Origin of the sequence: Acaryochloris marina MBIC11017, assembly GCF_000018105.1 — a bacterium.
Taxonomy (GTDB): Bacteria; Cyanobacteriota; Cyanobacteriia; order Thermosynechococcales; family Thermosynechococcaceae; genus Acaryochloris; species Acaryochloris marina.
In genome coordinates this window covers 3,766,057-3,783,889 of sequence record NC_009925.1, presented here as the reverse complement: position 1 = coordinate 3,783,889, position 17,833 = coordinate 3,766,057, and the positions used below count along the sequence as shown (strand labels likewise).

Genomic DNA, 17,833 nt, shown 5'->3' with positions numbered 1-17,833 from the left:
TAGGACCACATTGCTGGCATCCTTAGCAGGTGGCCTTAGCCGCTGTTCCAATCAAGGATCCAGTGTCATCAAAATCAATATACGAATTCAAGTGCTTTACCTAAGGTAAAGCACTATTTTTTTTGGCTGCAGCTTAAAGACGAGAATGGCATCCTACTAGAGAGTTCTAGTATCTCTAGCCATCGATTTCAATAATTTGCCAGAAGGGAAAATATTCTGCGGCCACAAAAATCCACAAATACTAAAGATTTCTATCAAATTGATTTACATTTTTTCGTTTTATTCGCTACACTAGCCACACACTGAGCCAATTTTGCGTGCATCACGTTATTTTTGGAGCTGGCAAAACCAATGTGTCCCTACCCAGGGAACAGATGGTTTCTGATTTTGGTGTTCCCTGTTTTAGAAGACAGACGTTAACCCAACGACCGCTCTAGGTTGTGTTCTCTGTCTTTGCTGTTTTAAAAACGCCGCTAATTGATTGGCATTGGTGTAGCCCGATTCATCATGCTGCCTATATAGGCCAACAAAATATGAGTGCTTTATCCCAGCCAAAATCTAGCCCCACCCGCAAAATGAAGCAGAGGTCTGCGAGAAAACGCCATCCTCGGAGACGTCCTAAATTTGTGGCTCGGACCACTGAAACTGCAACCGTCTTGGGGATCAACGTTCTTTTGATTGGCAGCTGTCTCTATACCCTAGGAAACATGCTGCCTCATCAGCTCACCCAAGAGGCGAAATTACAGGAAATCAAAGGGGAAGTGAGTCGAACCTCCGCCCATATTGAAGCCCTCAAGCACTCCCACGAACAGAGCATGGTGCCAGAAGTCTCCCGACGCATGTCAGAAGAACAGGGCCATCTTATTCGTAAGAACAAACGCAACCTAGTGTGGATTAAACCCACCAAGGACCAGCCCTAGCCCCTCTCTTACCTTTAATCGATTCAAGCATTCAAGCAGGTCAAACCTATGGTAGGCCTGCTTTTTTATAGTCCAAAATCTCATTACTGGGCCTGTTCGTAACCACAGTTACCAAAACCTGAAAATTTATCTGCTAACGTTGGGGTAGCAGAATGCAGGACCCTAAATTCCGTGGACTCACTCCACATCCTAATCGTTGAGGCTAATCCTCACTTGCGATCTCTTCTGGGTTGGCATCTACAACAAGTAGGCTATTTTATTCATCTCAGCGCTAGTATCAAGCAAGCTCAGGCTGCCTATCAACAACATCAACCGGATCTGGTTATCGTTGATTCTGAATTACCCGATGGCCTGGGTCAGGAGCTTTGTCGATGGTTACAGCGCCAAAAGCATCCCCTGATTTTGATGTTGTCGGCCCAAACAACTGAAGCAGATGTCGTATCTGGCCTCAAAGCCGGTGCAGATGATTATGTGGGTAAGCCTTTTGGGATGCAAGAGTTTTTGGCTCGGATTGCGGCTTTGAGCCGACGCAGCCGCCTCAGCCTGCCGACGCAGGTTTCATTTGGTGCCTTGCGAATTGATTTGATCCAGCGGCGCGTTCACTACCATAACGAGCTAGTTGATCTCACTCCCCAGGAATTTAGCCTGCTGTATGTCTTAGTTCAAGCAGAAGGCCTAGCCCTCAGCCGGGTTGAACTCTTGCAACGAGCCTGGCCCGAAAGTATTGATAATCCCCGAACGGTGGATACTCATATCTTGTCCCTCCGCAAAAAGATCGAACAAGATCCCCAACAGCCTCAACTGATTCAAACAGTCCGGAACGTGGGCTATCGCCTCAATCTTGGATATTTAATGGATGCCAATCCATCCTACAGGTCTGATTCGTCGCAGACCTCACCCCCATCCAATCGTTTTTTGGCAGATGGGACGACTACCAGCCAAATGCCCATGTCCCGAGCCCAATCGGGATAATTGTGATCGCCTCCTAGTGCATCGTCAAGACTTAATTTTAGGGTAAGCACCTCTGGTAAGCCTTATGAAGAAAGCATCCTGAAGATCGTCCACCCTAATCTTTTAGCTTGATGCTGCACTAGTCCCAATCATCCTGTTCAGCTTGAGCGGTCAATTCGGATTTGATTTCTGCCCAGTTAATTTCACGGATAGGAGCATCGAGGATCAGTTTGCCTTGGCTGAGCCAGAGGATGCGATCGCAGATCTGATTCAAAAACTCAAATTGATGGCTAGCAATCACTAGCGTCATCCCACTAGCCTTTAAAGCTTTAATGACGCGATCGATGGTACCTGGATCCAGCGCTGATGTGGGTTCATCCAACAGACAAAGTTTGGGCGCTGTTCCACAAGCACGCGCTAGGCTGACCAGCTGTCGCTGTCCCACCGAGAGTTGCAATTCAGTAGAGTTTAACCAGTCATCGGGAATACCGAGCCGCTGCCGCCAAGTTTGCACGCGACTTGCGATTTCTGATTCTGGCAGGTCTTGCAAGCGCAAGGGATAGGTGAGGGCATCTTGGACCGTCATGCCCAGCAGCTTAGGCTCTTGAGGAACCAACATCAGTTGCTGCCGCAAAGACAAAACTGGCCAATCGGGTAATAATTTTTGTTCAAACCGGATCTCCCCCGACGTTGGGCTACTCAAGCGATTCAGCAGCCGCAACAGGGTCGTTTTACCTGAGCCAGATGCACCAATAATGCCAATGCGTTCACCAGTAAAAATGTCCACTGAAACATTTTGGAGTAGGTATTGATTACCTAACTCCGTCACAACATCCACTTGCTGCAGCTGGAGTTGAGACCGTCCAGGTTTAGATGGGACTTCACCCGCCGACTCAAGCATGCCTGTCTCGCAAATCTAGTCTCTCCATTTTGACGGGCAATGCTCCCCAAGACATGACGCCCACGTATTTTAATCCAGGCTCAGTATCTTGAACCACATTGATAATGCCCCAGGTTTAGTTACTATTCTTAATGGTGGTTGTTACACCTCTTATACGAATTAACACATTTGCATCGCCAGCCGAAATGCCCTTAAACCGTCGAAAATTCCTCACATTAGCCAGTTTGTCTACGGTCGGTGTGGGCTTAAACCACCACCGAATACTGGCCCAATCTTTACAGGCTCAGCCCCCCATTGCTTCACTTACCCCAACGCCTCAGTGGCAATTTATCGCCGTGGGGGATGTCGGGACCGGAGACCAAGCTCAGTATGATGTCGCCCAGGCGATGGCCCAATTCCATCAGCACAACCCGTGCTCGTTAGCGCTCCTAGCTGGAGACAACATTTACGACGGGGGAGAAATGGAGCGTATTGGCGAGGTTTTCGAGCAACCCTATGGGCCTTTGCTACAACAAGGCATTACGTTCCATGCCGTCTTGGGCAATCACGATGTCATGTCTCAACGAGGTGAGGGGCAGATTCGTTACCCCGGTTTTAATATGGCAGGCCGCTACTATACCTTTACCCGAGACTTGGTTCAGTTTTTTGCCCTAGATACGAATCCAGGAGGGCACTGGCCGGCTCAATTACGATGGCTGGAAGCTGAGCTAGCCCAATCTCAGGCTCAATGGAAGATTGTTCTAGGACATCATCCGATTTATGCGTCGGGCTTACACAGTATTAAATGGGAGCTAGCTTCGCGCTTAGGGCCATTGCTAGGCACCCCCAAACTGCATCCAGGTCTAGGAGAGCAGTTAACGCCCCTGTTTGCGAAATACCAGGTTCAGCTCTATATCAATGGCCATGAGCACCATTATGAGCGAACCCAGCCCATTGCCGGCACCACCTATCTGACCTGCGGGGTGGGAGCCCGACTGCGGCCCACAGGCTCTTCAGAATGGACCGCTTTTGCCAGTTCAACGCTCGGGTTTGCCGCGATTGCGGTCTATGATCATCAGCTCGTGATTAATGGAATTGGGGTCAACGGTCAGCCCTTTGACCGGGGAGTGATTACGCCGACCTTTATTGCCCAGCCTTCATCGCCGAAGATTGGGGTGTGAGCTTATCCCCCTAAATGGCTGATGCCGTTCCACAAGATCCAGGCATCGGTCAGAGCTAACAGTAAACTAAAGCCCAGCAGGATACCGTACATCCAGACCTGAGCCAGGGGTTTGACGGTTGCCATCTTTAAGCCGGTTTGGTCTTCAATAGTGCGGGTCATTTGGCCAAAGCCAGCTACCCGCATAGGCAGAAGCTGAGCCGAACCATCGTCAGTCACTAAGTAATAGACCAGCCCCCCTTGGCCCGTTCGTCGAGGCTTAATCACCGTGATCTCGGTCCAAGTCAGGCCCCAACCTTGCCGAAACCAGGCGGGCACCCATTGAGGATAGCGAATCTCCATGCCTGTGGCTGAAAGATGGACTTGCTCACTTAAAGCAGCGGCTAGGGCCACTACCCCCAGCCCTAACCCCACATAGAGACTGCCCTGGGTCACTGCTCCCACATGATTCACGTTTGCCAAAATCGGCAAAGGAATAACGAGGGCAAAGTAGAACAGCCACAGACTATAGCGAATCAGCGGCGAAATCCGGTAAACGGATTCTGTCACAGATGGAGCAGCGGGAGAGGAAAGAGATGACATGACGACCAGAACTGAGGGGCTGATCTTGATTGTACTGACCTAGCTAGGCGGTGGGTTGTCGAGCTGATACAGATGATGGAGCTGTTCCGGGGTGACCTCTTGGGCGGGCAGGTCAAACTGGACTTGGCCTTGCTTGAGACCGATGATGCGATCGCAATACCGCTGCGCATACTCCACCCCATGCAAACTCACCACCAGGGTCTTGCCCCGTTCCCGCACGAGGCGACTGAGCAGTCGCATAATGTCATGGCTGCGTTCTGGATCAAGACTGGCAATCGGTTCGTCGGCCAGCATAATCGCCGGATCTTGCACCAAGACTCTAGCTATGGCCACTCGCTGCTGCTGACCACCAGAGAGACGATCGGTTCTGGCATAGAGCTTCTCGGGAATACCGACCTGGGCTAAGGCTGCTTGGGCCGTCTCCACTCCTAGGGGCCACATCAAGGAAGCCGCCGCCTTCCAAAACGGCCAACGCCCCAGGTGTCCTGCATTGACGTTATGAATCACTCGTAAGGAGGGCACCAAATGGAGCTGCTGGTATATGGTGCCAATTTGGCGTTGAATCCGCCGGGCAGATCGGGCCTGCCAAAGCTGTCCCATCGCCCATACTTCACCTGCTGTGGGCTGCAGGGTGCCATTCAGTAACTGTAAGAGGGTGCTTTTGCCCGCACCGCTGGAGCCAATTAAAGCGACAATTTGACCAGGATAGATGGCAAAATTGACATCGGCGAGGGCCGTCACGTTGCCAAACTGATGACTGACCTGATGGAGCGCCAGAATGCTATTTGATCTTGCCGATTTGGCGGCCAATCGCTTCAATTTGAGCATAGTTACTATTATCGGTCTTGATAAACGAACTCCCCCCAAAGAGGTCTAAAATTTCTGCCTGCTCCTGGACAGCGGGGTCGAGCTTGAGTAGGGCCGCCTGAACTTTAGGAATAAACTCGGGGCCGTAGCGTTCGCTCACCTGGGGATTGATCACCCAATGATAGTCAAAATAAGACGGCGTTTCCCAAATTACCTGGACTTTGTCTAAATCCACCTTGCCTTCCGCCACCCGATCCTTCCAAACTTGGGAATTTAAGGCTCCCACCTCATAGGTGCCAGCCTCGACTACTTTGATGGTCGTATCGTGGGACCCTGAGAACCCCACATTGCCCTTCAGATCTTTGAGAGTGAGATCAGCTTCCTGCATAAAGTATTGGGGCATGAGTCGTCCTGAGGTGGAGGATTCACTGCCAAAGGTCAAGGTCCGACCTTTCAGTGCTATTAATCCTTTAACTGTTTCAAAGGGTGTAATCCCACTCGATTTATTGGCGATAAAGACACTGGTAAACTTGGCGTCAATTTCCCGCTGGGCAATAGCTTGGGCTTTCGGGACCTGTAAGCGGGCCTGAACTCCAGTCAGCCCTCCAAACCACACCATATCTAAATCCCCGACGCGAAAAGCGGTGACCGCAGCCGCGTAGTTATTGACGGGTTTATAGGTCACCGGAACCTCTAGTTCGGCTTCTAAATAAGTGGCTAACTTACTGTAAAGACGCTGGAGCTTTTCGGGATCTTGGTCAGGGATTGCGCCAGCAACAAAAGGCTGTTGTTTGGGTGGGGTACTTTCTGGTGCTGAACAAGCGACAAGCAACAATCCCAACAAGCTGGGGAGTAAAAATCGTTTCATATCGCTGAAGTCCAAGAGCAAATAACCAACACTTGTTAAGGGTACAGCAGGAAGGCAATCGCCATACGGTTCTTTGCAATTACCTAGCCAACGGTCTCAAGATGAATCGTGGCATCGTCTCTTTTTACCCCTGGACACTGCCGCCGATATGCCTTTAGATAGGCATATATTAAAAAAATCTTAAGTAAATTTGCTCACATGCGATGGTGTTCTCCTTCAAACACCCTCCAGAACATGGGCAAACCACTCGTCTGGTTTGTGACAGCAAAGGCATCTGCAATCCCATTAACAGGAATGGGCGAGGACTAGCATCCCTTGGCTGAGGTACATCCCGCTACAGCTATTCCATCGATCCACTTAAAGATTTAACCTAGAGACCCATTTGCCCTCAAGGCTGACCAACATTTTTCCCACTTATCCAGATTCACATTTTCAGGCTTAAGGAGACCCCTTGAACATTCCCAATCTCAATCTCAACTGGCGTGCTCTTAAACGGGAGTGGTTGGTTAATCCCAAGGCCGATTTGCTGTCCGGGGCTGTGGTCGGACTAGCACTGATACCGGAAGCGATCGCATTTTCGATCATTGCTGGGGTGGATCCCAAGGTGGGGCTCTATGCCTCCTTTATTATTGCCGTGATTACTTCGTTCCTGGGCGGACGACCGGGATCTATTTCAGCCGCCACTGGAGCTATGGCCCTGCTGATGGTGGATTTAGTCAAAGAACATGGGCTGCAATATTTGCTGGCGGCCACCTTTTTGACCGGCATTTTCCAGGTCATCTTTGGAATCCTCCAACTGGGTCGGCAAATGAAATTTGTGCCCCGAGCGGTCATGATTGGCTACATCAATGCCCTAGCTGTCCTAATTTTTATGGCCCAGCTTCCCCAGCTAACAAACGTGCCGCCCACGGTTTATGTCCTCACCGTGCTTTCTTTGGGGATTATCTATATCCTGCCTCGCTTTACCAAGGCGGTACCGTCACCCCTGGTCGCCTTAGCAGTGATGACCATTGCAGCCATTGCCTTGCGCCTGGATGTGCCCACCGTCGGCGACATGGGCGAGCTGCCCACAACACCACCCCTCTTTGCCTTACCTCAAGTCCCTTTCAACCTTGAGACCTTCAATATTATCCTGCCCTATTCTCTAACCCTCGCCATTGTCGGGCTGTTGGCATCTTTCCTCACCGCCTCTCTAGTAGATGATTTGACCGACACCCCTAGCGACAAAAACCAAGAGGCCAAAGGTCAAGGGGTCGCCAATATGGTGACGGCCTTCTTTGGCGGCATGGCAGGGTGCGGCATGATTGGTCAGTCCGTGATTAATGTCCAGTCTGGGGGCCGAGGTCGTCTGTCTAGTCTGGCAGCGGGCATCTTTTTGCTGGGGGCGATTCTGTTCTTGCAGGACTGGGTGAGACAGATGCCCATGGCTGCTCTTGTGGCGGTGATGATTATGGTGTCCATTGGTACCTTCCGCTGGTCTTCCTTCACCAATATTCCTCGGGTTCCCCGTAGTGAAGTTGTGGTCATGCTGACGACGATGTTTGTGATTATTTTCACCCGCAACTTCGCCCTTGGGGTCGCCACAGGCATCGTTATGAGTACGGTATTTTTCTCCCGCAAGATTGCCCAGTTAGTGTTAGTGGATCAGGTGATGCTGGACGACGGGGCTCACCGGGTCTATAAAGTGTCTGGGCAGATTTTCTTTCTGTCTCGGGACGAATTTATGGCCTCCTTTAACTTTGCTGAGCTGGTCGAGCAGGTCACCATTGACCTTACCCATGCTCACCTCTGGGACCAAGGGGCGGTAGAAATGCTCGATAAAGCCGTTCAGAAGTTTCGCCGTCAAGGGGTCGAAGTCAATGTGGTGGGCCTGAACGAAGCAAGCTCTACACTTCTCAATCGCTTGGCTACAGACGAAGAACTGATCTCCAACGACCCATCTTAGTGCTACACCTGCCCGCCATCTTTTAGGGAAATCACCTGTATGAAAACCATTCTTCTCTGCTCCGATGGGTCTGCTTTTGCAGACGGCATTTATAAATATGGAGCCTGGTTTGCCCACCAATTTCAGGCTCAAATGAAAGTTCTGTTTGTTAGCGATATTCGCCAAAAGGTGGTTTCTACCGGCAATTTGAGCGGCAGTATTGGCCTGGGAGCATCCGAGCAGCTCTTAAACGAGTTGGTGAACTTAGAGCATGAAAAAGCTAAACTCAACAAACAACGGGCCAAGTTGATTTTGCAAAATGCAGAGCAAGTTCTCAAGGCAGAAGGCCTCAGTAACCTAGAACTGCTTAACCCCACGGGCTTTCTAGTAGACTGCTTCCATGATTTTGAGGCCGAATCTGACCTGATTGTCTTGGGTAAACGGGGAGAAGCAGCAGAGTTTGCCTCAGGTCACCTGGGAGCCAATGTCGATCGCATTGTTCGCAGCAGTGCGAAGCCGTGCCTGGTCACCCCCCAAACCTTTGCGCCGATTGAAAAGCTGCTGGTGGCGTATGACGGCAGCCCCACGGGGAAGCGAGTCCTGGATTTCTTAGTGGACAGTGCCCCAGGGTTTAAGGATCTGGAGATTCATCTACTGACGGTAGCCAAGAAAGAGTCCGATGCGGTGCGATCGCAAGAGTTAGCCGATGCCGAAGAGACTCTGCAACAGGCTGGACTGACGGTATCGACCACCCTCTCTGCAGGAGCCCCTGAAAAGGTGATTGCTGACTATATCGAACAACACCAAATCAGTCTGTTGCTGATGGGGGCCTACGGTCATCGCCGCATTCGCCACCTTGTGATCGGTAGTACCACAGTTCAGCTATTGAGAAGTGTGCAAGTGCCTGTGCTTCTGTTCCGGTAGGGTGCAGGTCTTTCCCAATCTCTATAAAAGTTTTAGTCAACCCGTTGTTTTACAGTCCTGCAAGAATCTCTCCTACAGGACCGTAAAATCAGAGTCTTTCACCTAAGACGAAAGCTCGATCAAGATTAAGCCAGATCAAAGCGATCAAGGTTCATTACTTTATCCCAGGCTGCCACAAAGTCCTGAACAAAGCGCTGTTGAGAGTCTTCGCATCCATAGACTTCTGCTAAGGCTCGCAGTTGAGAGTTGGAACCGAAGATCAAATCCACCCGGGTTCCAGTCCACTTGAGGGCACCGGTTTTGCGATCGCGTCCTTCAAACACCTCTTCAGCTTCCGACGTCGCCGCCCAAGTCACGCTCATATCGAGCAGATTCAAGAAGAAGTCATTAGTGAGACTCTCAGGCCGGTGGGTAAACACACCATGCTGGGCCTGCCCCACATTGGCATTCAACACCCGCAGACCACCGACTAGCACCGTCATTTCAGGCGCCGTCAGCGTCAACAGCTGGGCCTTATCCACCAACAGTTCTTCTGCAGAAACAGGATAGTGGCCTTTGAGGTAATTGCGGAACCCATCTGCTCTGGGTTCCAGCACGGCAAAGGAAGTCACATCGGTTTGGGCCTGCGTTGCATCCGTGCGTCCAGGCTTAAAAGGAACTTTGACGTCGTACCAACCGGCATTTTTCGCTGCTTGCTCAACCCCCGCACAGCCCCCGAGAACAATCAAATCTGCCAGGGACACTCGCTTGCCACCGATCTGAGAATGGTTGAAGGTGGTTTGAACCGCCTCCAACGTCTGGAGCACTGTGGCCAATTGGGCGGGCTGGTTGACCTCCCAATCTCTCTGGGGGGCTAGACGAATCCGGGCTCCGTTTGCTCCCCCCCGCTTATCTGAGTTCCGGTAAGTTACAGCCGAGGCCCAAGCAGTGGACACCAGTTGAGACACCGTTAGATTCGTCGCCAGAATTTGGCTCTTCAGGGTGGCGATATCCTGCTCATTAATTAGCTCATGATTAACCGCAGGCACTGGATCTTGCCAAATCAGCTCTTCCTCCGGCACCTCCGGCCCCAAATAGCGGGAGCGAGGCCCCATATCTCGGTGGGTCAACTTAAACCACGCTCTAGCAAAGGCATCTGCAAACTGGTCCGGGTTATCGAGGAATCGCCGGGAAATGGGACTATAGATGGGGTCCATCCGCATGGCCATATCGGCGGTGGTCATAATCGGCGCATGACGTCGGGACGGATCATGGGCATCAGGCACGGTATTCGCACCCGCGCCTCCTTGGGGTACCCACTGATTGGCCCCAGCAGGACTTTTGGTGAGTTCCCACTCATAGCCGAATAAATTTTCGAAATAGTTGTTGTCCCATTGAGTGGGATTGGTCGTCCAAGCCCCTTCGATGCCGCTGGTAATCGCATGAACGCCTTTACCGGTGCCAAAGCTACTCTTCCAGCCCAGGCATTGATCTTCAATACGGGCTCCTTCGGGTTCCGGGCCGACATGAGCATCATCCCCAGCACCGTGGCATTTACCAAAAGTATGTCCTCCTGCTGTTAGGGCCACCGTCTCTTCATCGTTCATGGCCATACGCCCGAAGGTTTCGCGAATGTCTCGGCCTGAAGCCACCGGATCAGGATGACCATTGGGGCCTTCTGGATTCACATAGATCAGTCCCATCTGCACTGCACCTAGGGTAGCCTCTAGGTCACGGTCTCCGGTGTAGCGCTGGTCACCCAGCCATTCTGTTTCAGCCCCCCAGTAAATATCTTCTTCCGGTTCCCAAATATCTTCGCGGCCCCCGGCGAAACCAAAGGTCTTGAATCCCATGGACTCCAAAGCACAGTTACCCGCCAGGATCATCAGGTCAGCCCAAGAGATTTTAGCGCCATATTTTTGCTTGATCGGCCATAGCAGCATGCGGGCTTTGTCGAGGTTGGCATTATCGGGCCAACTATTGATCGGGGCAAATCGTTGGTTGCCCGTCCCTGCTCCTCCGCGACCATCTCCAATCCGATAGGTGCCAGCGCTGTGCCAGGCCATGCGGATAAAGAGGGGACCATAGTGACCATAGTCAGCAGGCCACCAGTCCTGAGAGCTTTTCATCAAATCGAAAATATCTTGCTTGACATCAGCTAAGTCAAGACTTTTGAAGGCTTCGGCGTAGTTGAACGCCTTGTCCATCGGATTGGATTTTGGAGAATGCTGCCTGAGGATTTGTAGGTTTAGCTGATTCGGCCACCAATCTCGATTGGCGGTGCCACTACCGGCAGTGAACTTCAAGGCTCCGCCCGAAAAGGGGCACTTGGACGCACTACTCATAGTCTCTTCTCCTGTCAGTTGTGATGGGTTTGTTGGAATGGATTTCAGATCTTGCAAATCAATAGCATCCCCCTCAGATAGATGGGTGTTGCCAGCCCCAAAAGCCTGACTCAAAACCGTTCTGAGGCTTGAAAGCCGTATTAGCATGCGTTTCATACTAGCCATACTGACCTCTCTATTGGCTTGCAAATTCTTGCAGATGTAACGATCAATCTCCGAACTTATCTCAGAATAATTCTGTTTTAAGAATAAAACAATGAGAATAATTACTTAGTTGTATGAGTGAATTCTAAAAATGGACGACTCGTATCTTAGAGTGCTAGTTTAGGTACTAAGGTCGCTGAAAACCAGATGTCTCCAACCGTATGAGGTTGGCACATTGGAGGAGGTATACATGCAACGACAAGCGGATAGTATTATCCAAACCCTGAAGGCCAAAGGGGTAAGAGTCACCCCTCAACGGTTTGCCGTCTATGCAGATTTACTGGCCCGTTCTGATCATCCCACTGCAGAACAACTTTTGAGCGATTTAAATCAAGAGGCGCCCACCTCTTCTCAGGCCACGATCTATAAAACCCTTCAGGCCTTAAGAGATGTGGGGTTAGTACGAGAGGTGCTCTTGGAAGAAGGCGTTTGTCGTTATGACGCCAATATTGACCCCCACCACCATTTTCGATGTCAGTCTTGCGGTGAAGTGGAAGATATTCCCTGGGAACAATTCCAGACACCCAATTTTCAGGGATTACGTTCAGGGCTGCAGGTGAAGAGCTATGAGATTACCGTGCATGGCTATTGCGAATGCTGTCACACCGATGAATAGGCTATCTACCCATTCAGACTGCCATTCAGAACCCAACCTATTAAAAGCCAAGGCTCTCAAACAGCTCGTTAGGCAAAACGATAGTCATACCAGTCACAAACGGCTTCATACCCAATGGTATGATAGATATGGTTAGACGTCGGATTCGTAATATCAGTAAATAGGCAGCAGCGCTGGGCACCGCGATCGAGCAGCATTTGGCTCACGGCAGCGACACAGGCCGTTGCATATCCCCGTCGCCGACAGTCTGGGGGCGTATAGACTGGGCCAATGCGGCCCCCTCCTGGTTGAGACACCCGTCCTACCACCATCGAGACCTGTTTGCGATCGCACCACACATACAGGTTTTGACGTTTGAGCTGTAAGTCCAGAATGCGTTCGATATCCGTTTCCAGGGCACCAAAGGTTTCCAGAGAAAACGCCTCTGACCATTCCAACAGCTGTTTGCGATCTCGTCTCGTTGCCTTCCGGAAATAGCCTTGAACCGACATTGGTCGATGGACTTGGGTCAATTGGTGAATCCGCAAGTGCATCTTTAATGTGCTGGATTGTCCCGTGTGGGACTGCCACACCTGAGAAAAGGCTTGAGCTTCACCGACAAAACTATTGATACCGGCTAAAGTAGTCTCAACCTGCTGAAAATAGTCGGCAATGATGTCGACAGCACCTAAGTCCTGGACCTTCGACAACACCAAATTATAAGGAGGGGTCCGCATCCCCACGGCCTGAATCTCTCCTGCCGATTCCACCAAAAATAGATCGGGGGACGTGGTAAACGCTTCTGGCACCCGCACCAGAGCACTTTGAATCCCCAGCAGCAGATTATGTTCAGCTGGATAGTGCAATAAGTAAGGTTGGGTGCGATCGCAAAACGTTACAGCATCTTCAAACAGGATTAATTTCATCACCTCAAGCCGCCATCGCGCTAACCCGCCCGCAATCTCTCTCGCACTTCCATCAAAATTTTCCCTAGCATATTTTTACCTGTGCCATTCTGACCACAGCCCCAGTAATAATCTCCAGGAGCATTCTCAACCAAGTCTTGATTACCCGTTGACAATAAAATGTCTTGAATATCTGCATGGGTCTCAAATTTACACAGCACCGCTTGACGCATGACATCATCTTTTACGGCTTCCCAGTCAGGCCGTAGGGGCCGAGTCCGCTGTCTTCCTAGGCGAGCCGCATCCTTAGGCAATTTCACCTGACGGATTTGGTCCGCATGGGGAGTGCCTACAAATTTTTGAGCTTGGAAATAATGTTCACTCGTCGGCCACCAAACGCCATCTAGGGTCAACCCATGGGCTGAAAAATTAGAAAAACAACCATAGGGCTTCTCTCTACTTGAATAGAAGTAAATTGCCATCTTTTTCTACTAACTAATTGATCTATTTCTTGGAGGCTCAGGCTGATGGTTGAAATAAATAAGTATAGAACTGAAAATATTGAGATTTTTCTACATTCAAGGCATTCTATTAGCTTTATAGGGTCAGAAGAGCCACAAATATCCATGTAGGAAATGCATACTTATCTAATCTTCGTATCGGCGATCCAGTTTAGAGTGTATAGCTATCTTTAACTAGTAACGCTAGCAGGCCTTAAATGACCGTTAACATTGATTATCAGGATTTTTCTACATATTGTTACTATCTTGCTCATTTTTGGGCATTATCCAGGTGTAAATATGCTTAACCATGTTGATTTTGCAAAGCTTAAGACAATCATAATTAATTATACTACAAAATACTACAAAAGCCGATCATCAAGATTTAATCCTTCTTAGGACAAGTCATTTTTCACCAGAATGAATAAAATTGGCCATCAAAAACTTTTGTCACAGGAATTATCAAACTTCAGCCGTTGTTGCGCTAAGATAGATTTGCATTTTTAGTCGTAATACTACGTCTTTGGCTATTAAACAGCCATTCCTTATAGCTTTCAGACCGTTTAGAATCGGTTCTTCCTCGATATGCACGTTGATATTGCTAACTGCGAGTCAACGGTTTCTATGGCCTTAGGGGAGAAAGGTCATAGATACTAGGTTCTCTTTGAAGAAAGATACCTGGTCACCTTTATCCAAATGATGAGGAAGTTGGCGATTCAGCTTCGATTCAGCTCTATGGAGTACCAGAGTGTCTTTTCAACCTCCTTTTTACTCGAATGATTTGTCAAAACCAACAGATTCATTTGAACCGTTGCAGCAACCCAAGGCTTTTGCGCTGACATCATTGCCCCTGAGATTATGGCAAACCCTTCAGCCCACCCGTCTCTATCGGCAAGTGAAGCAGCGATGGACTCGCAAAAGTGTGGTGCAAGTCTCACTTCGTTCTCATTTTGACACCCGACTAGATAGTATCTGGCAACGCTTGGAGCAAGACCGACAGCCTTTATCTCTGTTTCTATGTGAAGTAGATGACTTTGACCGCTTGCGCCGACAATATGGTGACTCAGCCTGCAATACCTATATTGGACAAGTGATTAAAGTCATTCAAGCCAATATTGAGCGCTCTACAGATATGCTGGCCCGCTATCATGGCGATACCTTCGCGGTCCTGCTCCCTCAAACCTCCATTGATGAAGCAGCCTGTATCGCCAAGAAAATTCGGCTCCGGGTCAAAGCGCTCAAAGACAGTCCGACGTCTCCTTTACCAGACCAAGCCATTACCTTAAGTTTGGGGATTGCGACGATTGTGCCAACCCCAAAGTTATCTCCAGTTAATTCCATCGCTGCCGCCGAACAATCTCTCCGCCAAGCCCAAAGAGCTGGCGGTAACCGCGTCATTCTCCAAGAAGGGGGCCGATAAGGCCTCGTTGCTACACGCTTGCCTAAGCAGAGAGCAACCCAAAGATTACGAGCAATCCTCCAACCACTAGGGTCGAAATCATGCCATAGAAAGCATAAGTAACTGATGTTTGTGTGGTTTGGGCTAAGGCTTCCTCTGACTTCAGGGAAATCACAAATCGTTGGCCTTTAGTCGTTGGATTTTCCAGGACGAGGCTTTGGTTGAAATCGCTGACCTGAGCCACCACAAAGACTTGCCGCTGAACCGGTAATACGGACTCTTGATAGCGGTAGCCGATCGTCTGCCGACCCGTTTCTGCACTGCTGAGGGATAAGGAAAAACCACCAAACGAAAGTTGTCCTCCTGAGGGCTGTTCTGGACTAAATTCATCCAACACCCGCACCGTTTCAATTTGAGCCCCCTCAGGCTCTACCCAAATTTCACCCGTATCATCTTGCAAAAAGAAAGGCACAGACTCACGGTTTTGCGAAAGGGTTTCCGAGCCACGTTGGGTCTTGGTGACCACTTTGTCATCACTGTCTCGTTCCGTTACCTGCTCTTCATACTCCCGAACAACTGTCATGTTGTAATGTACACAAGGCATTTGCTTAAGCTCGGATATTAAGGGTTGGTCACATTGGATCGTGCCCCTCAGTTTGACGTAATCGCGCCAGCTCCCCGAGCCCATCTCTAGGGCAATCTCGCTGGCCAAATGGTTCAGCTCCGCAATGCTAGCAGGCCGAGCCTGACGCAAACTCGCCAGTTTACGTTTGAGATTGGAGTAAACAAAAAACAGAATAATACCGATAACAATCAGAATGATGCCAATGATTTTCATGGAAGCTTGCACTCCTGTTGGCCCGAGAATGCTTTGGTTCTGACCAACATCGCTTGAGATAGAGGACTGGGGCTCCTGTAAAGTTACCGAAGCTTTAATCCTCATCATGTCTTAAACATGGGTTGCTGCCAAGGTGCCGAGGGGTACATCACTCATCCTAGAGAAGCGGGGTCCAAGCAATGTCGAGGGTTCGGTTAACTTCGGGATGAATCCACTACAATCAGGAATGTATTTTGAGTACAACTTGGCTATGGAAGTGTTAGAGCTAAAGCGAGAAGTCGAACAGTTATCTGAGCGCCTGGGTAAAACTCAGGAGTATCTTTGACCTGCCTGCCCTCAATGCTCAAATCAACGATCTTGAACAACTCGCAGCCCAGCCAGAGTTCTGGGATGAACAGGAAAAAGCTCAGAAGGTTTTACAGGATCTCAACGACCTTAAAGCCCATTTGACCCAACTGCAGGACTGGCAAGGCACCCTAGACGATGCCGAAGCCTTAGTCGAATTGCTGCAGCTCGAAGAAGATGCAGGCCTCTTACAAGAAGCGGCAGGGAACCTAAGGCAGCTCAATCAGCAGCTCGATCAATGGGAATTACAGCAACTCTTGTCGGGTCCCTATGACAAGGTGGGAGCTGTACTGACCATCAATACGGGAGCCGGTGGGACGGATGCCCAAGATTGGGCGGAAATGCTGCTGCGCATGTATACCCGCTGGTCAGAACGCCAGGGGTATAAGGTGCATCTGGCAGAACTCTCGGAAGGGGACGAGGCTGGCATTAAATCAGCAACCCTGGAAGTGGAAGGACGCTATGCCTATGGCTATCTGAAAGCGGAAAAAGGGACGCATCGCTTGGTCCGTATTTCTCCGTTTAACGCCAACGGCAAACGGCAAACCAGTTTTGCTGGGATAGAAGTCATGCCCCAACTCGATCATGAGGTGGAGCTTGATATTCCCGATACGGATTTGGAAATTACCACCTCTCGATCCGGAGGTAAGGGAGGCCAGAACGTTAACAAAGTGGAAACGGCGGTGCGTATTGTCCATGTGCCGACGGGGTTAGCGGTGCGCTGTACCCAGGAGCGATCGCAACTGCAAAACAAAGAAAAAGCGATGGCATTGCTGAAAGCCAAGCTGTTGGTGATTGCTCAAGAACAGAAGGCCAAAGAGATTGCTGATATTCGCGGTGATGCCGTGGAAGCAGCCTGGGGCAACCAAATTCGCAACTATGTGTTTCATCCCTACCAGATGGTGAAGGACTTAAGGACCAACCAAGAAACCACCGCTATTGAGAGTGTGATGGATGGCGCCCTAGATAACTTTATTGAGGCGTACTTGCGTCAGGAGAATCAAATCGCTTCATGATCTTAACGATTGACGAAGTGCTGACCGCCGAAGAACTCGCCGAGATGAAGGATGTGCTGGCAACGGCAGACTTTGTCGATGGCAAAACCACCGCAGGTTGGCATGCCAAATTGGTCAAAAACAATACTCAACTCGCGGGCAAAGCAGCTTGTAGTATGGATCTGAAAGAGCGGGTCAAGTCCGCTCTCCTGCGTCATCCTTTGTTTAAGGTCGCGATTCAACCGCGGTCCATTCATACACTGCTATTTAGTCGCTATCAAGAAGGCATGTCTTACGGAGACCATGTGGATAACGCCTTTATGGGTGGGGCGCGCTCGGATGTGTCCTTTACTTTATTTCTCAATGCGCCCGAGGACTATACAGGGGGAGAACTCTGTGTGGAACTAGCCGATGGGGTTCACACCTATAAATTGGCAGCTGGTTCTGCGATCGCATATCCGTCTTCCACCATTCACCGGGTCGAGACGGTCACCTCCGGGACCCGCTTGGTGGCTGTGGGCTGGGTGCAGAGTCTCGTGCGGGATGTCCAACAACGCGAGCTGTTATTTGATTTAGATACAGCTCGGCGATCTCTGTTTGCCACCCACGGCAAAACCCCAGAATTTGACCTCATTTCTAAAAGCCATGCCAATCTGTTGCGTCAGTGGGCAGAGTAAAGCCCACCAGGTTTG

At 50.1% G+C, this 17,833-nt stretch carries 17 protein-coding genes; 9 read left to right on the top strand and 8 right to left on the bottom strand.

From position 1 onward, the window contains the following. Window positions 1–440 precede the first annotated feature (440 nt). Window positions 441–920 (top strand): slr1601 family putative cell division protein, encoded by a 480-nt coding sequence (locus AM1_RS16915; RefSeq protein WP_012164095.1) that lies wholly within the window; start codon window positions 441–443, stop codon window positions 918–920. A gap of 171 nt (window positions 921–1,091) precedes the next feature. Beyond that, window positions 1,092–1,892 carry a response regulator transcription factor gene (locus AM1_RS16910; RefSeq protein ID WP_012164094.1) on the top strand — a complete coding sequence of 267 codons (801 nt, stop codon included), beginning with the start codon at window positions 1,092–1,094 and terminating at the stop codon, window positions 1,890–1,892. A 118-nt stretch (window positions 1,893–2,010) separates the two neighbouring features. Here the strand turns inward: AM1_RS16910 and AM1_RS16905 are convergent, their stop codons facing one another. Continuing rightward, window positions 2,011–2,772, bottom strand: a complete 762-nt coding sequence (locus AM1_RS16905) for an ABC transporter ATP-binding protein (protein WP_012164093.1) — start codon at window positions 2,770–2,772, stop codon at window positions 2,011–2,013. 185 nt (window positions 2,773–2,957) lie between these two features. Here AM1_RS16905 and AM1_RS16900 point away from each other — a divergent pair, with 185 nt between their 5' ends. Continuing rightward, window positions 2,958–3,932 carry a metallophosphoesterase gene (locus AM1_RS16900; protein ID WP_012164091.1) on the top strand — a complete coding sequence of 325 codons (975 nt, stop codon included), beginning with the start codon at window positions 2,958–2,960 and terminating at the stop codon, window positions 3,930–3,932. A gap of 2 nt (window positions 3,933–3,934) precedes the next feature. Here the strand turns inward: AM1_RS16900 and AM1_RS16895 are convergent, their stop codons facing one another. Genes AM1_RS16895 through AM1_RS16885 form a run of 3 tightly spaced genes read right to left on the bottom strand, consistent with a single transcriptional unit; the run spans window position 3,935 to window position 6,188 of the window. Further along, on the bottom strand, window positions 3,935–4,513 hold the full coding sequence (locus tag AM1_RS16895; RefSeq protein ID WP_012164090.1) for a hypothetical protein: 579 nt from the start codon (window positions 4,511–4,513) through the stop codon (window positions 3,935–3,937). Window positions 4,514–4,552: 39 nt separating this feature from the next. Then, complete coding sequence (locus tag AM1_RS16890) at window positions 4,553–5,341, bottom strand: phosphonate ABC transporter ATP-binding protein (RefSeq protein WP_148215758.1); 789 nt, start codon at window positions 5,339–5,341, stop codon at window positions 4,553–4,555. Then, window positions 5,295–6,188: a putative selenate ABC transporter substrate-binding protein gene (locus AM1_RS16885; RefSeq protein ID WP_012164088.1), complete on the bottom strand. Its 894-nt coding sequence runs from the start codon at window positions 6,186–6,188 to the stop codon at window positions 5,295–5,297. The genes AM1_RS16890 and AM1_RS16885 overlap by 47 nt, the downstream gene beginning before the upstream one ends. 451 nt (window positions 6,189–6,639) lie before the next feature. Here AM1_RS16885 and AM1_RS16880 point away from each other — a divergent pair, with 451 nt between their 5' ends. Together AM1_RS16880 and AM1_RS16875 are read left to right on the top strand one after the other, a co-directional pair. Continuing rightward, a complete protein-coding gene (locus AM1_RS16880; protein WP_012164086.1) occupies window positions 6,640–8,133 on the top strand; it encodes a SulP family inorganic anion transporter in 1,494 nt (497 codons plus the stop codon). Between the two features lie 39 nt (window positions 8,134–8,172). Then, window positions 8,173–9,036, top strand: a complete 864-nt coding sequence (locus AM1_RS16875) for a universal stress protein (protein WP_012164085.1) — start codon at window positions 8,173–8,175, stop codon at window positions 9,034–9,036. A gap of 125 nt (window positions 9,037–9,161) precedes the next feature. On the opposite strand, the gene katG is transcribed toward AM1_RS16875, so the two are convergent. Then, on the bottom strand, window positions 9,162–11,360 hold the full coding sequence (gene katG / locus AM1_RS16870; RefSeq protein ID WP_012164084.1) for a catalase/peroxidase HPI: 2,199 nt from the start codon (window positions 11,358–11,360) through the stop codon (window positions 9,162–9,164). A gap of 394 nt (window positions 11,361–11,754) precedes the next feature. Between katG and AM1_RS16865 the strand changes: the two genes are divergently transcribed. Further along, on the top strand, window positions 11,755–12,180 hold the full coding sequence (locus AM1_RS16865; protein WP_010468615.1) for a Fur family transcriptional regulator: 426 nt from the start codon (window positions 11,755–11,757) through the stop codon (window positions 12,178–12,180). Between the two features lie 68 nt (window positions 12,181–12,248). Here AM1_RS16865 and AM1_RS16860 read toward each other — a convergent pair whose 3' ends face one another. After that, window positions 12,249–13,085, bottom strand: a complete 837-nt coding sequence (locus AM1_RS16860; RefSeq protein ID WP_012164083.1) for a GNAT family N-acetyltransferase — start codon at window positions 13,083–13,085, stop codon at window positions 12,249–12,251. A gap of 20 nt (window positions 13,086–13,105) precedes the next feature. Then, the gene (locus AM1_RS16855; protein ID WP_012164082.1) at window positions 13,106–13,546 is read right to left on the bottom strand and encodes an NADAR family protein; all 441 of its coding nucleotides are present in this window, start codon (window positions 13,544–13,546) and stop codon (window positions 13,106–13,108) included. Window positions 13,547–14,312: 766 nt separating this feature from the next. Here AM1_RS16855 and AM1_RS16850 point away from each other — a divergent pair. Next, entirely contained in the window at window positions 14,313–14,984 is a 672-nt protein-coding gene (locus tag AM1_RS16850; protein WP_012164081.1) for a diguanylate cyclase domain-containing protein, read from the top strand. 22 nt (window positions 14,985–15,006) lie between these two features. On the opposite strand, the gene AM1_RS16845 is transcribed toward AM1_RS16850, so the two are convergent. Next, the gene (locus AM1_RS16845) at window positions 15,007–15,801 is read right to left on the bottom strand and encodes an E3 ubiquitin ligase family protein (protein ID WP_012164080.1); all 795 of its coding nucleotides are present in this window, start codon (window positions 15,799–15,801) and stop codon (window positions 15,007–15,009) included. Between the two features lie 250 nt (window positions 15,802–16,051). Here AM1_RS16845 and prfB point away from each other — a divergent pair. Both prfB and AM1_RS16830 read left to right on the top strand, forming a co-directional pair. Continuing rightward, window positions 16,052–17,162 (top strand): peptide chain release factor 2 gene (gene prfB, locus AM1_RS16835; protein WP_148215935.1). Its coding sequence is split into 2 segments (ribosomal slippage): window positions 16,052–16,123 and window positions 16,125–17,162, totalling 1,110 coding nucleotides; the frame shifts between segments, so codons are not numbered across the junction. Next, window positions 17,159–17,818 carry a Fe2+-dependent dioxygenase gene (locus tag AM1_RS16830; protein ID WP_012164077.1) on the top strand — a complete coding sequence of 220 codons (660 nt, stop codon included), beginning with the start codon at window positions 17,159–17,161 and terminating at the stop codon, window positions 17,816–17,818. The genes prfB and AM1_RS16830 overlap by 4 nt, the downstream gene beginning before the upstream one ends. The last annotated feature ends 15 nt before the right edge of the window (window positions 17,819–17,833 follow it).

Excerpts from the sequence above, each read along its gene's own strand:
- AM1_RS16830 (WP_012164077.1), top strand. The coding sequence starts at position 17,159 with ATGATCTTAACGATTGACGAAGTGCTGACCGCCGAAGAACTCGCCGAG.
- AM1_RS16845 (WP_012164080.1), bottom strand. The coding sequence starts at position 15,801 with ATGAAAATCATTGGCATCATTCTGATTGTTATCGGTATTATTCTGTTT.
- AM1_RS16875 (WP_012164085.1), top strand. The coding sequence starts at position 8,173 with ATGAAAACCATTCTTCTCTGCTCCGATGGGTCTGCTTTTGCAGACGGC.
- AM1_RS16855 (WP_012164082.1), bottom strand. The coding sequence starts at position 13,546 with ATGGCAATTTACTTCTATTCAAGTAGAGAGAAGCCCTATGGTTGTTTT.
- AM1_RS16905 (WP_012164093.1), bottom strand. The coding sequence starts at position 2,772 with ATGCTTGAGTCGGCGGGTGAAGTCCCATCTAAACCTGGACGGTCTCAA.
- AM1_RS16890 (WP_148215758.1), bottom strand. The coding sequence starts at position 5,341 with ATGCTCAAATTGAAGCGATTGGCCGCCAAATCGGCAAGATCAAATAGC.
- AM1_RS16885 (WP_012164088.1), bottom strand. The coding sequence starts at position 6,188 with ATGAAACGATTTTTACTCCCCAGCTTGTTGGGATTGTTGCTTGTCGCT.
- katG (WP_012164084.1), bottom strand. The coding sequence starts at position 11,360 with ATGAGTAGTGCGTCCAAGTGCCCCTTTTCGGGCGGAGCCTTGAAGTTC.
- AM1_RS16900 (WP_012164091.1), top strand. The coding sequence starts at position 2,958 with ATGCCCTTAAACCGTCGAAAATTCCTCACATTAGCCAGTTTGTCTACG.
- AM1_RS16895 (WP_012164090.1), bottom strand. The coding sequence starts at position 4,513 with ATGTCATCTCTTTCCTCTCCCGCTGCTCCATCTGTGACAGAATCCGTT.
- AM1_RS16865 (WP_010468615.1), top strand. The coding sequence starts at position 11,755 with ATGCAACGACAAGCGGATAGTATTATCCAAACCCTGAAGGCCAAAGGG.
- AM1_RS16860 (WP_012164083.1), bottom strand. The coding sequence starts at position 13,085 with ATGAAATTAATCCTGTTTGAAGATGCTGTAACGTTTTGCGATCGCACC.